A 16,564-nucleotide genomic window follows, 5' to 3' on the forward strand; every position below is an offset into this window, starting at 1 on the left:
TATTATCTGCGCATTTTATATTCCATATGATAATATAATCCTCCTTTCCCTATGACGCCTAGTTGAAAAGAAATCGTATTTGTGCCTTGTTTTAATTTGCTTTTTACATCAATCGGTACATTTGTAGTAAATCTAACGTTTCCTTGATCTTTTCCGCCGTTACATGTATTAAGATTAAAATCGTTAACATCAGTAGGTTCACTTAAAACTTTCTGATCATTAATTTTTATTAAAACACAATCATCATAGGCTACTTTTTTTATCTGAAAATATTCTATATCATCTATAATGGAATCAATTTCAAACTTATAAATTGCGTGATACAAGCCTTGAGTTATTATTACATCCTCAGGAAAAGCACCGTTATTCTGCGGTTCTTTATTTAAAGTAAAGCTGCCGATTTTACTAGAATTATCATATTGATTTGAAGAGTCAACATTTTCAGGAAAATTACTGTCCGGGTCTTCAATAGTAATACCTTTAGATTCTCTGCACCCAACATCAGTAGCTAGCTTTTCAAAAGCCACGGTTTTGCTATCAAAATTTGATAAGCAATAACGTTCTAACGGTTTATTTGGATCAATGGTTATCCAATCAGGTTTACATGTTCCTTTAGCTAAATCTCCTATATCGGTTTCAGGCCAAGTAGCATTACCGCTATCATTTGAAGGAGTAGTAATTGCTGAGCAGATTCCTAAAATCGGCACGCAAAGATTTAATTCTTGAGAGGTTTTATCCCGGACGTCGGCAACTGCTAACGTATACGTTTGGTTGCTATCGGGAACAATATAATTGTTATTTTTATCGTATTTAACAGCGTAATATTGTGAATCGGTTAATATAGGACCTTTATCAGGAGCCGGATCAATCCTATTTTGATAATCCTTACTTAGAACGCATACGGGAGTATTAGCCTTGTCATTATTAGTATAACAATTAGTAATTCCACAACTATAAATCGTAATACCCTTGCCTTTATTACCAGCTACAACTTCTTTTTGGGTACAGCTACTTATATCACCCTGACATATTCCAAGATTTGGATATAAAATAGATTTACCTTGAAAGGTTTTACAATCAACCGTATCGGATTCTGTTAACTTAGCAAGCGTACAATTAATTTGAGTATTTTGTGGCGGTGTTGGAATATTTGGCTTTGATGGCGGTATCATAGGAACGCAATGTTGAAAATCTTTCGGCATTAAGCAAGCATGTGTTCCTCCTTGAATATATTTACCGTTTATATATTCCAGATATTTTAAGTATACGGCATTAGGGTTAACTCGTCCGCTAGCGTCATAGGGTGTTTCATTATTTTTATATGTTCCATAAATAGTTGATTGATTCAGAGAATTAGGACCTGAAAAAGGCATAGCAATATATTTATCGGCTGGACTTTTCGGCGGTATTGCAGGAATATATGCCACGGAAGAACTAAAATCATACCCAGCGAGCGTTGCGATAGTTTCTATTGCCGTAGAATTAGGGCTACCTGTAAAGGACAGAGGTGTAACAATAGTATTGGTTTCTGCTAAAATATTGTTGCTATCGTCTCTTACTTGCATTGAAGCAATGAATTGAGGTGTATAATAAGTATTATTAGGACAATTAAGCCCTGCATGTTCCCCGCATTTGTACGTAACAAGACTATAACCCTTATCTACCCTTGCTTGACAACCTATTAAACTAGCAGATTCAAATACGCAAATATCTGCAGGAGATTGTTGAGCGGTCGTCTTGTTAACAATCGAGGCATAAAAATTTCTTGCCTTGTTGTTATTATCTTTTAATGAAAAAGTTTGTTGCAATGGTGTTAAGTCAGTTTGATTTTGAACCATAGGAAATTTTACGCTTATATCAATAAATTCGCCAATATTAACTCCCCATATTTTTTGGCAGGTAGTAGCTGCACCGCAATCAGGTAAATCACTTATATAATAATCACTTGGGGTGGAGCTAGTACTTATTTCTTGAGAATATACAATTCTAAAGCCTTGGTTGCAACCGTTTGCCGTTACGCTACAGGATAAAGGGATGGCGGTATTAATACATGGAGCACCCGCTGTTGCAGAACTACAAACTTTTATTAAATCCGTATAGCTAGTAGCTAGGTGAGCACCCTGGGCTGAAGAAAACGGCTCTATATTTTTTAACTCAATGCACGTCGTAAGATCAGGACTTGCCCCTCTGCACAGTGGAACAAGATTATTAAAGCTAACTCGCACGGCATTATTAATAACATTATTTGCTACATTTGAGACCACGCAAGGTGATATAGTCGAAGACTGATTAAATGTACCGTCGGAATTTTTTTGGCTACAAATATTATGAAGAAGCGGGCTAACGGTAAGTTCATTCAATGATGAACAAAATGGTGGAGGATAAGGTCCGAAAGGTAATTGTACGCAGCCGAATGAATAATTATCTACAGCACTATTTAATGATCCGAATTCTTCTATAGCCTCGATTATCAAACTTGGAAAAAAATTTAAAATTTCTCCTATTGCTTTAAATACTGTTTTAAAAACTTTTAAAATTTCAGAATTTTCTGCTCCCATCATATCTAATAAACTGCCAAGTAAATTTGGTAGATTTTCACTGCCGGCAGTATCGACTAAAAATTTTAATACTTTTGCAATAGGGCTAAGGTCCGTAGTTTTATGCAAAGGCTGACTATTCGGATTCCAGTCCATTGCATCGGTATTACCTCCTGAATCCGAAACAAGGTTGACTAGTCCCGGATCGCTATAAGCACAAAGTTTAGGAGATTGAAGTGTAATTGCTACTCCGTCTACGCCGGTAATTGTGTCATCATTTTCTATATAACCGACTTCATTTAGATGTTTTCCTGCGGTATAACCGGGATCAGCGGGGTTGCCTTGAGCTTTTAATCCGGGCGGCGGCGGCGTTTCGGGTATTGCAACACGTGCACAAATTCGAGTTAACGGTAGACCGTAACCGGTAGGCCATAATACACATTCACCGTCCCAATTTAAGGTAGAGGATTGACTCCAACAGGCAGCCGCATTACAACTTTGAATTCGTATACGAATTTTTGGCGAAAAATAACTACTGCTAGCTGTTGCTTCTGCACATCTTTTTAAATAAAAACCAATGAATGTGTCCGGATGATCATATTGTAATAAACAAGTATCTTCATCACGTCCGTCGCTTTTATTCCAAGGAGGGCATAAACTACCCGGTTTAAAGGTTTTTGTTACTGCATTTATAGTACCGGCGTTCCAAATTTCAGTTCTATCACCTTGACCGCAATTGCAAGGATCGGACAAACAATCGCCAATATCACCCCATACAGATGCCACTGCATTACAAGAAAAAATTAAAAGCAATAAGGCTAAGTAATATTTTTTTAACACTTTTGAAACTCTAAATAATACAGGTTTAATGGATAATATATCACAATTTCATTCCTGCCTTGATGTGCTTCCTGCGTGGCATCAGCATTGTTGCGTGGCTCATAATTTACCGTATTATGGTTATTACAAGTATGGTGTCATACCGTGGCTTGACCACGGTATCCAGTTTTATAACATCATAAAAAGGCTCTAAAATAAGTCTAATATGGCTTTATTTTTCTGGATACCGTGGTCAAGCCACGGTATGACAAAAACTGGATTGCCACGCTCCTTTCAGTCGCTCGCAATGACGTTTGGGGTATCCACACAACAACACTCCGCCCTGCGGGAATGACGTAGAACCTAGTACATCGTATTTAATGCATTATATAAATAATTAAGCCAATTATCAGGAGGACCTTGATATTTTTCTAATATCTCCCGATAAATATCCAATTCCTTAGTTTTGCTCGATAAAATTCGGACTATTCCTATCAATGCAGCTATACTAAGCTCAGAGGCAATAGACTCCCCGTCTTTATTGATTAAAAACATTCTTGAAGAAAGAACAAATTGTGATAATTTATATATTTCCGACTTATTCAAGCCTAAAATCTTATCCAAATCTTCAATTTTTACGTCGGACGATAAAATAATTTTAGTATTAATTAAATCTAACCATTTTTGCAAGATACGGTCAGGTGATGATTTAAGATAAATAAAATCAAAATTACTTACCATAATACCGTTATTTTGAGCTAGGTTATCAAAAATCAAATTTATAGTATCATAATAAATTTCAGGTTTATAAAACTTATCCAGATTGTCGGCTGCAAATATTTTTGGAGCTGTCCCGACTAAAGTTAAATGATAAGTAAGGGCGTATATTAAGCCGGCACAAACACTTTGATGCTTAGTTAAATTTATAGTAAATTGTTCTAAAAATTTCCTTTCCGTAGGATAAAATTGTTTTGTAAAATATTCTTCTGAAAATTTACATAAATTTAACCCCGTTATACTTCCCTCTGATATATTAAGCACTGAACCGTCAAATACTCCGCTATATAATCCTCCTTCTAGAAAATCCTGTAGTCTGATGCGTATTTGCTCTCCGCCTTCTATGCTAAAATCTTCTGATTTTAAAATTGTAGAAAAATTCCGATTTTCTTTTTCTATTAAAAGAATTTTATCTTTTAGTTTTTGCAAAAAAGATATTTCCGCTTCAGTAAGCGGAGTAACATAATGATTACATATTATTTTTAAAAATTCTTGAATGAAAGCTTGTGATTTTTCCGTATTATCTAATAAAAAAGGATTAAAAAATTCTTTTTCCGGCTCAACCCACTTACCTTCAAGTGCTTCGATAAAAATTTTAGAATCATTGTTATTGGAAATATAAGTTATTGTCGGATTGTATTTTGTAGCTTCGGATATTAAAAAATTTAATAATACGGTTTTTCCGGTTTTCCCGGTTCCGAAAATACAAGTATGTCCCTTGCCGGTTTTATCATGAAAATTCATAAAATAGGGAGTGCCTTTCTCTGTTCTAAGTAAAGTCAAGGCTTTACCCCAAGGGCTATATTGACTACCGAGCGGTGAATTATGAAGTGCTGCCATAGCTGCAATATTTTCTAAAATTATCGGCGTCATTCTTCGTATAAATGCAAAATTACCCGGTAATTGTGCCCAAAATGTTTGTTCAAGGTTGATATCTTCTTTTACGTGAACAATGCCAAGCTTAGAGAGTTCAGTAGATGCTTTAGCAGTAGATTTGTAAAGCTTTGTTAGATCATTTTCTATAACGGCGATAGAAATTTGTTGATTACAAAACTGATTTGATGAATCAGGTAGTTCTATTATTTTATTAATTCCTTTATATCTACTAAGCTCCACGTCGCCGCTAATTTTTAAAATATAATCTTGATCTTTTAGAGCTGAGATTATTTGCTTTTTATTGATAAAATAAAATATTTCCGTTATTATTAGCTCGATAGGTAGTTGAAGAAACTTGTCCAGAGCGGTAGAAGGGGTTTCCTGATATTCTTTTATTGAAAGGATGGAAATAAATTGTTGATTTGCTTCATTATCAATAACCGTAATTTTATCATTGCCGACCGCATACTTACTTTTCCCCAAAGCACTAGATAAATCAGTTATCGGTACTAAGCAATAATCATCGCTAAGATTAGCTATCCGATTAAATAAATACATAGGAGCAGAAAAAGATTTATCTCCTTCAAATATTATTCCTAATTTTTCTGCACCGAATTCTTGTAAGTCTGAAAGGATATTATCGACAATATTATTTAATTTTTGAAAAGCATTATCTAAATATGTAGTTTCAAAATCGACTATTAATTTAGAGGATAAGGAGTTTATTAACGAATTAAGATTATTAATTTTAATTTTCGTTGAATCGTAGACTATTGATATGTATAAGGTATTAACAAATTTATCATGCCAGTAATTTTTCTTTTGCCACAACTCATGGATGTTAGCGGATAGTAATTTTTTATATAAAGTAGGATCGTCTAAATTTTGTTTTTCACGTACCGTATGTACCCAAAATGCAAAATCATGATTAGTTATATTTTTTTTTATGGAAGAGCGGACTAACTCACGTAAATTAAATAATTTATCGCTAATTTTTTCTGAATTAAGACCGTTTATTTGGATAATTTGTAGTAATTTTCCATCTTTAGTAAGCAAAGTATTTTCGTTATAATGACATGCGATAGGTATAAAATCTTCCGCAATATTATTATATATATCCTTATCAACTTTTCTTAGATCACTAAACACAAATGATACCTATAAATTATACTGCTAGTAAGGTGTTGCTCGTATGGCTCAGATTTTCGATGTCATTCCCGCATGGCATTGGCGTTGTTGCGTGACTCGATTTTACCGTATTATGGTTATTACAAGTATGGTGGTCATACCGTGGTCAAGCCACGGTATGACCACCATACGCTTTGCAAAAATTCGAGCCATGCAAAACACCAAGGGCATCCCGCCTAGAATGACATAGTCGGTAGCAGAAATAATATCAAGAACGCTTTAACTACTCCTGCAATATTATATCCTTTTCCAACTTTAAAATCTTACCTTAATATTTAGCGTTAACAAAACAATTTATTCTTCATCTATAGAAATTTTTTGTAATCCATTCATGTAAGACACTAAAACGTCCGGCACCGTTATAGAACCGTCTGCATTTTGATAGTTTTCTAAAATGGCTATAATCGTGCGTCCTACCGCTAAACCGGAAGCATTTAAAGTATGAACAAAAGTAGTTTCCGAGCTACCGAATTCTTTATATCGTGCTTTCATTCTTCGAGCTTGGAAATCTCCGCAATTGGAGCAGCTGGAAATCTCTCGATATTGTTTTTGACCTGGCAACCATACTTCTAAATCATAAGTTTTTTGTGCTGAAAATCCCATATCACCGGTACAAAGTAGCATAACTCGATAAGATAGATCAAGCTTTTTTAAAATTGTTTCGGCGGCATTAGTTATATGCTCATGTTCACGTTTTGATTCTTCAGGTGTGGTAATTGTTACTAATTCAACTTTACTAAATTGATGTAGCCTAATCATCCCTCTAGTGTCCCTGCCGCTGCTGCCTGCTTCCGACCTAAAGCACGGCGTATGAGCAACATAACGGATCGGTAATTTTTCACGTGCGATAATGCTATCGGCCACCATATTCACTAGCGGCACTTCTGCAGTCGGTATAAGTCTATAATCGTTAGTAGTTTCAAAAGAATCATCGGCGAATTTAGGTAATTGACCGGCATTATACATTGCTATGTCACGAACTAACGCCGGCGGTGAAATTTCAACAAAATCGAACTCGCTAGTATGAGTATCAATCATGAAATTAATTAAAGCACGCTCTAATTTTGCTAAATCCCCTTTTAATATTACAAATCTACTGCCGGACATTTTAGCTGCTTGCTCAAAATCCATTAGCTTTAGTTTTTCACCTAATTCAAAATGTTGTTTGCTATATGGATAAGTTTTTGTTTCGCCGTGGGTTCGTATTAATTTATTCATGCTTTCGTCAATACCGTAAGGAACCTCTTCCTCCGGTATATTCGGCAGCATATTTAATATATCGTTTAATTCGGTATTATTATTTAAATCAAGATTAAGCTCTTCTAGCTTTTCATTTATATGTTCAACGTCACGTTTTATGCTTTTAAACTCTTCATTCTTAGGGTCCATACCTCCAAGAATTTTGGATTTTGTTTTACGTGCATGTTGAAATTCTTGAATTAAATTTGTTATTTTTCGCTTATCTTCGTCTAATTTAGCAATTTTATCCGACATCGGCTCAATGAACCTTTTTCTTAAGAGGTCGTCAAAGATATTTTTATTTTCTCTAATCCATTTAATACTTAACATTTAATTTCCTTGGTTATTTTTTCGGTTTTTTCTATAAAGCAGCATACTATAATTGAAATTTCATATAATAAAAGCAGCGGTATTGCAAGAGCTAATTGACTTAACACGTCCGGCGGTGTTAATATTCCGGCAATAATAAAGTTAATTACCACAGCAAGTCTCCTTTTATTCTGCAGCGTGCTTACCTTTATTATTTTTAATATATTCAATATTATAATAACAATCGGTAATTGAAAAGCTACGCCAAATGCAATAATTAATTGAATTACTAAATTTAGATATTCACTAATTTTTGCTTTTAGTATTATCGGTACTATTATATCACGTTTTTCAAAACTAAGGAAAAAAATCCATGCTTTCGGCATTACAAAATAAAATACAAAAATACTTCCGCCCCAAAACAAAACTGGAGACATAAAAAGAAGAAAGGCGATAATTTTTTTTTCATGCGAATACAAGCCGGGTTTAACAAATAAATAGCATTCAATTGCTATAACCGGAATGATAATTAGCAAGGCAGAAAAAGCCGAAAGTTTTATATAAGTAAAAAATGCTTCGGTAAGACCGGTATAAATGATATTCCTTAAATTATCGTGACTTAATTTTGCTAAAGGTCGTAATAAAAAACTATATATATTATCGCTAAAATAATAACAAATAATAAAAGTAACAATAAAAATAGCGATTATTCTAAATAATCGAGTTTTTAACTCTGAAAGATGCTCGGCAAAACTATATAATTTCATGAATTTACTTTTTGCGAAACTTATTCATCATCTATATGCGATGAAATTCCGTCAAGCTCATCTTGTAGATCATCTGAAAACTCGTGATTAGTTCCGGAGTTCTTACTTTTAAATGTTTTATGTACGGTATTTTTGGAACTATCCGAAGCTTTATTATTTAATATCTCAATTGATTTTAAACTACTTGGCGGCACTATTATTATAATATTTTTACTTATTTCATCTAAATAACCGGTAGTTAAAGATCTTTTTAATATACCGGAATATTTATTATTATCGTTACTTTGTATAAATCCTTCAAAAGTTTCGCTTTTTAAATAGCTAGTAGAAGTAAACATTGCCGTAATAAGAAATAAAATAGTCGAGATAATAATACCGATAGCGAGCCCTAATAGTAGCCCTAAGGATTTATCAACAAGCCCCCCTCTCATAAAAGAAATTACGGCAAGGAATTTATAGGTTATAAAAATACATAAAATTAAAGAAATAATATATGATGCAACACCGGCAAAAATTATTCCTATAATTTCATTGTCGGTATATTTATGGATTATTTCTAACGCATATGGATACAAAAAATAGGTAAGGGCTATAGAGACCGTAAAACCTACCACTCTAAAGATAAAACCTATTATTCCTTGATATAACCCAATGAATGAGAAAATAGTAATAATTGCAAAAATCGTAACGTCAAATAATGTAATCATTAGAATTAATGTAAAAATGTTAGTATAAAGTTAGTATACCGCTCGTAAGTTAAAAAGTCGTGGGGATGCCACGTGACTTGATCGACGCCGCTGCATGGCTCTAAAAAAGTGCCGTATGTCATTCCCGCGCAGGCGGGAATCCAGAAAGAACGCTTAAAATAAGCAAAATTATATAAAAATTTACTATATAATGCGCTTAAATATTTTCTGGATTCCCGCCTGCGCGGGAATGACATCAAAAATTCTATCCACGCAACAACACAGGTACAAGCCACAGTATGACACCATACTTGTAATAACCATAATACGGTAAATTAAGAATTAATTTTTAACTTCCCCTTTAATAGTTTTAGCCTTTTCTATAGCTTCTTCAATCGTCCCAACCATATAAAATGCGGCTTCCGGCAAGTCATCGTATTTACCTTCTACTAAAGCTTTAAACCCTGAAATAGTATCTGCCAAATTTACAAATTTCCCCTCAGCACCGGTAAATACTTCCGCTACATGGAACGGTTGAGATAAAAATTTTTGTATTTTCCTGGCTCTAGCAACGATTAATTTATCTTCTTCCGATAGCTCATCCATGCCCAAAATCGCAATAATATCCTGCAACGATTTATAAGTTTGTAAAATCTGTTGTACTTTCCGCGTAACTTCATAATGCTCTTTCCCGACAATCACCGGATCGAGTATTTGAGAATTGCTATCAAGCGGATCGACAGCGGGGTAAATACCTAGCTCGGCGATCTGACGGCTTAATACCGTTGTAGCGTCTAAATGCGTAAAAGAGGTAGCGGGAGCCGGATCGGTTAAATCGTCCGCCGGTACATATATAGCCTGCACCGAAGTTATAGAACCGGTTTTAGTAGAAGTAATACGCTCTTGTAGCTCGCCCATATCCGTTGCCAGAGTCGGTTGATAACCGACCGCCGACGGTATCCTACCTAGAAGTGCTGATACCTCCGACCCCGCTTGAGTAAAACGAAAGATATTATCGACAAAAAACAACACATCTTGCCCCTCATTCATATCTCTAAAACTTTCGGCAATAGTCAAACCACTTAACGCAACCCTTGCCCTGGCACCCGGTGGCTCGTTCATTTGACCGTAAACTAGTGCCACTTTCGATTTTCGTGGCTCTTCAAGATTAATAACGCCGGCATCGATCATTTCATTATAAAGGTCGTTTCCTTCCCTGGTTCGTTCACCCACTCCGGCGAATACCGTATATCCACCGTGTGCCTTAGCTATATTATTAATAAGCTCCATTATCAGCACAGTTTTTCCCACTCCTGCACCACCGAATAAACCAATTTTACCGCCTTTTGTATAAGGTGCTAGTAAATCTACTACCTTGATTCCTGTTACTAAAATATTTCTATCAGTTGATTGGTCGGTGAAAGCCGGAGCTTCTTTATAGATAGAAGAATAATTTTCAGTTTTGATTTCTCCCCTATTATCAATCGGTTGACCGGTAACGTTGATAATTCTGCCTAAAGTTTCAATGCCCACCGGTATACGAATAGGTGTACCCGTATCGGTTACTTCTACCCCTCGCACAAGCCCCTCCGTTGAGTCCATTGCAATACAGCGTACCGTATCGTCCCCGATATGCTGTGCTACTTCTAGCACTAATTTTTGATCATCGTTATAGCACTCAAGGGCATTTAAAATTGGCGGTAATTTACTGATATTTGTAAATTTCACGTCAACTACTGCTGAAATAACTTGAGTGATTTTACCGATATTTTTTGTCATTTTTTTGCCCTTAAACGTTAGTGTTATCGATGTTATTCCTATCTGCTTTCTATGTCATTCTAGCTAAAAGCGGGAATCCAGAGAATATTTAAGCGAATTATATAGTAAATATAGTAAATTTTTATATAATTTTGCCTATTTTAAGTGTTTTTTCTGGATTCCCGCTTTTAGCTAGAATGACATACGGCACTTTTTTCGATCCATGCAACAAAGCCAGTCAAGCCCATAACTGTTGAAAGTGAGAAAGTAGTAATTAAGTTATTACAATTTTTTACTACTAAAGAAGGAAATAATCGTAATATTGCGATATTATTAGTAGTAATTTTTACCTCATATAAAGAATATTTTAAGATACTCTTTCTCACTTTCAACAGTTATGCAGTCAAGCCACGGCATGACACCCGTACGCTTTGCAAAAATTCGATCCACGCAACAATACTGCATGAGAATAACATAAACAAGCTATACAGCCTCCGCACCGGCAATAATCTCTATCAACTCATTAGTGATAATAGCTTGTCGTGATCTATTTAATTTCAAAGTTAATTTATCAATAATCTCATTAGCATTATTTGTTGCATTTTCCATAGCGGTCATTCTTGCACCTTCTTCACTTGCCATATTTTGCAACAATGCATAATTTATTTGAGAATTAATATATAAATTAATCATATTAGCAATGAGATTTTCACCTTCATATTCATAAATATAATTTACGGCTTTTTCTTCCTGAACCTTGGTATATTGCTCAACCGGTAAAATTTGTTGCTTGGTGATTACTTGCATCATCGCATTTTTGAATTTATTAAAATATACCGAGCAGTGGCTAATTTCTGAATTTTCAACTGCCTCCAGGATTTTTTGCTTTATTTGAAAAAGTAAATTCTCGTCATATGTTTTTGACAGTTCAAAATAACTATCGATATAATTCGAATATTCCTTTTTAAGTGCCTCGTAACCTTTCTTACCGATAATAATAAGCTTTATCTGTGTGCCGTTATTTTCCAAATCTATAATATCAGTTTTTACTTGTTTAATTATCGATGAATTAAACGTCCCGCATAATCCACGTTCAGAGGTCAATACTATAAATAAATGCGATTTATTTTGCTGTTCGTTCAAGAAAAATTTTTGATCTTCTACTGATAAGTCGTATATATTATTACCGGACAATATAGTTGCCATCATTTTTTGTATCGCTTCTACATAATAACCGGAATTAACGATTTGACTCTTTACTTTTGCAAGTTTAGCCGCCGAAACTAATTGCATCGCTTTAGTTATTTTTTGAGTAGATTTAATACTTTTTACTCTTGATCTTAATTGTTTTAAATTTGACATAATTATTATTTATATCTGATGATGTTATTCCTGCGAAAGCAGGAATCCAGAAAAAAATAAGTCATCCTGAATTTATTTCAGTATCCCTTGAATTAGCTGCGGCAAACTTGTTCAGCATGACAAAAAAAGTCTGGATTCCCGCTTTCGCGGGAATGACATAGAGAGGGCTTTATGCCACCACGTCATGATAATTCTAAAACTAAACCCGCTTTCGCGGGAATGACATAGAGAGGGCTTTATGCCACCACGTCATGATAATTCTAAAACTAAAAACCCTTTCACAAATACCTCTAAAAACACCTTTAACTTTTTTTCATTTTCGTCCGTTATACGTTTTTCATTTTTAATAGAGTCGAGAATGTCTTTTTTACTAGCCTTCATTTCTTCTAACAATTTATGTTCAAATTCTTTAACTCTTTCTACCGGAACATTATCTAAATATTTCTTAGTGCCGATGTAAATACTAATTACTTGCTCTTCTATCGGAAAAGGTTGATATTGACTTTGCTTTAATATTTCGACAAGCTTTTTGCCGTGGTCGATAAGCTTCCTAGTTGCGGGATCTAAATCAGAACCGAATTGTGAAAAGGATTCAAGTTCTCTAAATTGTGCAAGCTCAAGTTTCACCGAACCTGCTACTTGTTTCATAGCTTTTATTTGTGCAGCGGAGCCGACTCTACTGACCGATATACCGACATTTACTGCAGGTCTCACGCCTTTATAAAAAAGCTCGCTCTCTAAAAATATCTGCCCGTCGGTAATTGAGATAACATTAGTCGGGATATATGCCGATACGTCACCTGCTTGCGTTTCAATTATCGGCAAAGCGGTTAACGACCCGCCGCCTTCCGCATCAGACATTTTAGCGGCTCGCTCCAATAACCTTGAATGCAAATAAAAGACATCACCCGGGTAAGCTTCACGTCCCGGAGGTCGTCTAAGTAATAATGAAATCTGCCGATAAGCTACCGCATGTTTACTTAAATCATCATAAATAATCAAAGCATGCATACCGTTATCACGAAAATACTCCCCCATACTACAAGCAGAATAAGGCGAAATAAATTGTAGTGCAGCCGCTTCCGATGCCGTTGCCGAGACGATAATCGTGTAATCCATCGCACCGGCATCTTCTAATTTTTTTACTATCTGTGCAACATTTGACCTTTTTTGTCCGATGGCAACATAAATGCAATAAATTTTATCTTTTTCGTTGGTGAGGCTATGAGCTTGTTTTTGATTGATAATAGTGTCGATAGCTATTGCGGTTTTACCGGTTTGCCTGTCACCGATAATTAACTCCCTTTGACCTCTACCGATAGGAATCAGCGAATCAATAGCTTTAATGCCTGTCTGTACCGGTTCGCTAACGCTAGTTCTGGCTATTATCCCCGGTGCTTTCATTTCAATATGTCGATACTGCTCTGCCGCAATATCACCTTTTCCGTCAATCGGTTTGCCCAGTGCATCAACGACTCGACCAAGCAAAGCTTTTCCAACCGGCACTTCTAAAATTTCTTTAGTTCTTTTTACTTTATCGCCTTGCTCTACTTGATTATCATCCCCCATAATCACGACGCCCACACAGTCGGTTTCTAAGTTAAGAACAAACCCCTTAATGCCTGACTCAAATTCTACTACTTCACCGACTTTTACGTTATCGAGACCGTATATTTTAGCTACGCCGTCACCGATAGTTATCACCTGCCCAACTTCCTGTAATTCAGTAAGTTGATCAATATTGGCAATTTCTCTTTGCAATATTTCGACAACTTCAACGGCTTTTAACTTCATTGGTTTTATCTCGCAGTTTTTAAGGTTTTTGCTATCATCTCTAAACTTCCTTTTATAGAATAATCCTGTAATATACTATCATATTTAATTACCACCCCACCGATAATTGTAGGGTCTAAAGTAAAAACTATCTCGGCTTTTTGTTTCAACTCTTCCTCTATATAATTCTTTAGCCAACCTTGTTCTTGTGACTTTAATATTTTAGCTGAAATAACCTGTACCGCTTTTATATTCTTACTTTCATCTAATAATTGATGATAGATTTTTACTATCTCTTCTAAAATAGACATACGGGAATTTTCTATTAATAACAATAAAAAATTTTGCACCATATTATTAATTTTTAACGTTTTTGCTAGTAATTTGATAGCGTTAATTTTATGCAGCTTATGAATTATAGGCGAAGACATAACTTTTTTGATATTAGTATTATCATCGATAGCTTGATTTATGACCTTGATTTGTTCAAAAATTTCTCCCTCGGTGTTATTATCTCTACCATTATTAAACAACGCAGCGGCATAATTTTTAATTAATTTTTCTCTAGTCATGGTACTTTTTAAATATGTATAGCTCTCTCGAAAGCTTGTAATACTGATTCTGCCGTCATTTCCGATAATGTCGGATGCGGAAAAATACTATTAATTATATCTAGCTCTGTGCCTTCTAAGTTTTTGGTAATTACATAACCGTGGATTAATTCGGTAACTTCTGTTCCTATTAAATGAGCTCCGAGCAACTCACCGGTTTTAGCATCAAAGACGGTTTTTATCATCCCTTCACTATCGCCGCTAACTAGGGCTTTACCGTTTGCCGAAAAAGGAAATCTCCCGACTTTTAGCTGATAGCCCGCTTTCTTAGCCGCTTCTTCCGTGAGTCCGACACTAGCAACTTGCGGAGAGGAGTAAGTACAGCCGGGGATATTCTGCTTATTAATAATATGAGGTTTAAGCCCGGCTATAAATTCTGCCGCAATAATACCTTCATGGCTCGCCTTATGTGCGAGCCAAGGGCTACCGGCAACGTCGCCTATAGCATAAATTCCTGCCTCATCGGTCTGCATAAATTCATTCGTTACGATATGCCCATTTTCTATTTTGACTTTGGTTTTTTCCAGTCCCAAATTTTCAGTATTAGCAATAATCCCGACCGCCATAAGTAAAATTTCAGCCGGTAATTTGTATAATTTCCCTGCTATTTCAAGTTCTACCTCTATTTTATCTTTTAATTTAGTTTGCTTTAAAAGTTTTGCATCAGTATAAAATTTTATCCCTCTTTTTTCAAAGCTTTTTCTAGCAATTAAAGAAATTTCAGCATCCTCAACGGGTAATATTCGGCTGTGTGCTTCAATCACCGTAACATCCACGCCTAAGCTATTATAAAACGAAGCAAATTCTATCCCGATTGCACCTGAACCCACTATAATCATCGATTTAGGCAACTCGTGCGGCACCATTGCCTCCTTAGAAGTCCAAATTTGTTTGCCGTCAGGCTCAAATCCTTTTAAAATTCTTGGACGTGCTCCTGTCGCTATAATAATATTTTCTGCCTTTATCGCCGATTTACCGAGCGATGAATCTATATTTATTACTTTATCAGCACTTAGTGATGCTATCCCGTCTATTACGGTAACTTTATTTTTTTTAAGCAATAATTTAACACCGCCTGCTAACTTAGCGGATATTTCTCTTGAACGCTCAACTATTTTTTTTATATTAATCGTCGGACTACCTACTTCAACACCATAATCCGCAGCATGTTTTATATGCTCAAAAATTTCTGCCGATTTAAGTAGCGACTTGGTCGGTATACATCCCCAGTTAAGGCATACCCCTCCTAAATGCTCTTTCTCGATTAAAGCAACTTTTTTCTTTAATTGTGCCGCCCTGATTGCCGCAACATATCCCCCTGGACCACCGCCTATTACCACTAAATCATAATTGTCCATTTCAAACTCGTTAGTTGTTTTTTTATATATTTGCACATGGATCGTAAAACGCTCTCGATGTTATTCTAGCTAAAGGCAGGCGTTGTTGTGTGGCTCGAATTTTTGATGTCATTCTAGCTAAAAGCGGGAATCTAGGCTTTTTTGTCATGCTGACCTTGTTTCAGCATTTCTTATAGTAGATCCTGAAATAAATTCAAGATGACTTAATGACTTAAAAATATTTTTTTCTGGATTCCTGCTTTCGCAGGAATGACATATAGCACTTTTTTTGAGCCAGGCAACAATGTCCCAAGGTAGCAGAAATGACAGAAGAAAACAAGGTATTTATTGGAAGAGACGTATCAAAAGCAACACTAGATATATCTATAAATAAAAAACATTACAAAATTAATAATATAGATGAAGCAGTAACTAATTTTATAAAATTTAACTTTTTTATTCTTGACTCTTAAGATAGTAGCTTCCTGCTTTTAGCTAGAATGACATATAGCACTTTTTTAGAGC

Annotated in this window: 13 protein-coding genes; 1 reads left to right on the forward strand and 12 read right to left on the reverse strand. The window is 35.3% G+C overall.

Annotation, left to right across the window (positions count from 1 at the left end; translation table 11 throughout):
• Positions 1-2 precede the first annotated feature (2 nt).
• The 12 genes from AAGD48_RS04285 to AAGD48_RS04340 all read right to left on the reverse strand — a co-directional run bounded on the left by AAGD48_RS04285 (position 3) and on the right by AAGD48_RS04340 (position 16,208).
• A complete protein-coding gene (locus tag AAGD48_RS04285; RefSeq protein WP_341790566.1) occupies positions 3-3,377 on the reverse strand; it encodes a hypothetical protein in 3,375 nt (1,124 codons plus the stop codon).
• Positions 3,378-3,719: 342 nt separating this feature from the next.
• Entirely contained in the window at positions 3,720-6,158 is a 2,439-nt protein-coding gene (locus tag AAGD48_RS04290) for a VirB4 family type IV secretion/conjugal transfer ATPase (protein ID WP_341790567.1), read from the reverse strand.
• A 333-nt stretch (positions 6,159-6,491) separates the two neighbouring features.
• Positions 6,492-7,766, reverse strand: coding sequence for a serine--tRNA ligase (serS, locus tag AAGD48_RS04295; RefSeq protein ID WP_341790568.1), 1,275 nt, complete (start codon positions 7,764-7,766; stop codon positions 6,492-6,494).
• Positions 7,760-8,512, reverse strand: a complete 753-nt coding sequence (gene tatC / locus AAGD48_RS04300; RefSeq protein ID WP_410526025.1) for a twin-arginine translocase subunit TatC — start codon at positions 8,510-8,512, stop codon at positions 7,760-7,762. The genes serS and tatC overlap by 7 nt, the downstream gene beginning before the upstream one ends.
• Before the next feature lie 20 nt (positions 8,513-8,532).
• Complete coding sequence (locus tag AAGD48_RS04305) at positions 8,533-9,219, reverse strand: CvpA family protein (protein WP_341790569.1); 687 nt, start codon at positions 9,217-9,219, stop codon at positions 8,533-8,535.
• 321 nt (positions 9,220-9,540) lie between these two features.
• Positions 9,541-10,977: a F0F1 ATP synthase subunit beta gene (gene atpD / locus AAGD48_RS04310; protein WP_341790570.1), complete on the reverse strand. Its 1,437-nt coding sequence runs from the start codon at positions 10,975-10,977 to the stop codon at positions 9,541-9,543.
• A gap of 167 nt (positions 10,978-11,144) precedes the next feature.
• Positions 11,145-11,342 (reverse strand): hypothetical protein, encoded by a 198-nt coding sequence (locus AAGD48_RS04315; RefSeq protein WP_341790571.1) that lies wholly within the window; start codon positions 11,340-11,342, stop codon positions 11,145-11,147.
• Positions 11,343-11,439: 97 nt separating this feature from the next.
• Entirely contained in the window at positions 11,440-12,318 is an 879-nt protein-coding gene (gene atpG / locus AAGD48_RS04320; RefSeq protein WP_341790572.1) for an ATP synthase F1 subunit gamma, read from the reverse strand.
• 249 nt (positions 12,319-12,567) lie between these two features.
• A complete protein-coding gene (gene atpA, locus AAGD48_RS04325; protein WP_341790573.1) occupies positions 12,568-14,112 on the reverse strand; it encodes a F0F1 ATP synthase subunit alpha in 1,545 nt (514 codons plus the stop codon).
• 5 nt (positions 14,113-14,117) lie between these two features.
• Entirely contained in the window at positions 14,118-14,663 is a 546-nt protein-coding gene (atpH, locus tag AAGD48_RS04330) for an ATP synthase F1 subunit delta (protein ID WP_341790574.1), read from the reverse strand.
• 8 nt (positions 14,664-14,671) lie between these two features.
• Positions 14,672-16,060, reverse strand: a complete 1,389-nt coding sequence (gene lpdA, locus AAGD48_RS04335; protein WP_341790575.1) for a dihydrolipoyl dehydrogenase — start codon at positions 16,058-16,060, stop codon at positions 14,672-14,674.
• A 22-nt stretch (positions 16,061-16,082) separates the two neighbouring features.
• Positions 16,083-16,208, reverse strand: a complete 126-nt coding sequence (locus tag AAGD48_RS04340) for a hypothetical protein (RefSeq protein WP_341790576.1) — start codon at positions 16,206-16,208, stop codon at positions 16,083-16,085.
• Positions 16,209-16,362: 154 nt separating this feature from the next.
• On the opposite strand from AAGD48_RS04340, the gene AAGD48_RS04345 reads away from it, so the two are divergent.
• Positions 16,363-16,512 carry a hypothetical protein gene (locus AAGD48_RS04345; protein ID WP_341790577.1) on the forward strand — a complete coding sequence of 50 codons (150 nt, stop codon included), beginning with the start codon at positions 16,363-16,365 and terminating at the stop codon, positions 16,510-16,512.
• The last annotated feature ends 52 nt before the right edge of the window (positions 16,513-16,564 follow it).

Source organism: Rickettsia endosymbiont of Polydrusus tereticollis (genome assembly GCF_964026385.1).
Classification (GTDB): domain Bacteria; phylum Pseudomonadota; class Alphaproteobacteria; order Rickettsiales; family Rickettsiaceae; genus Rickettsia.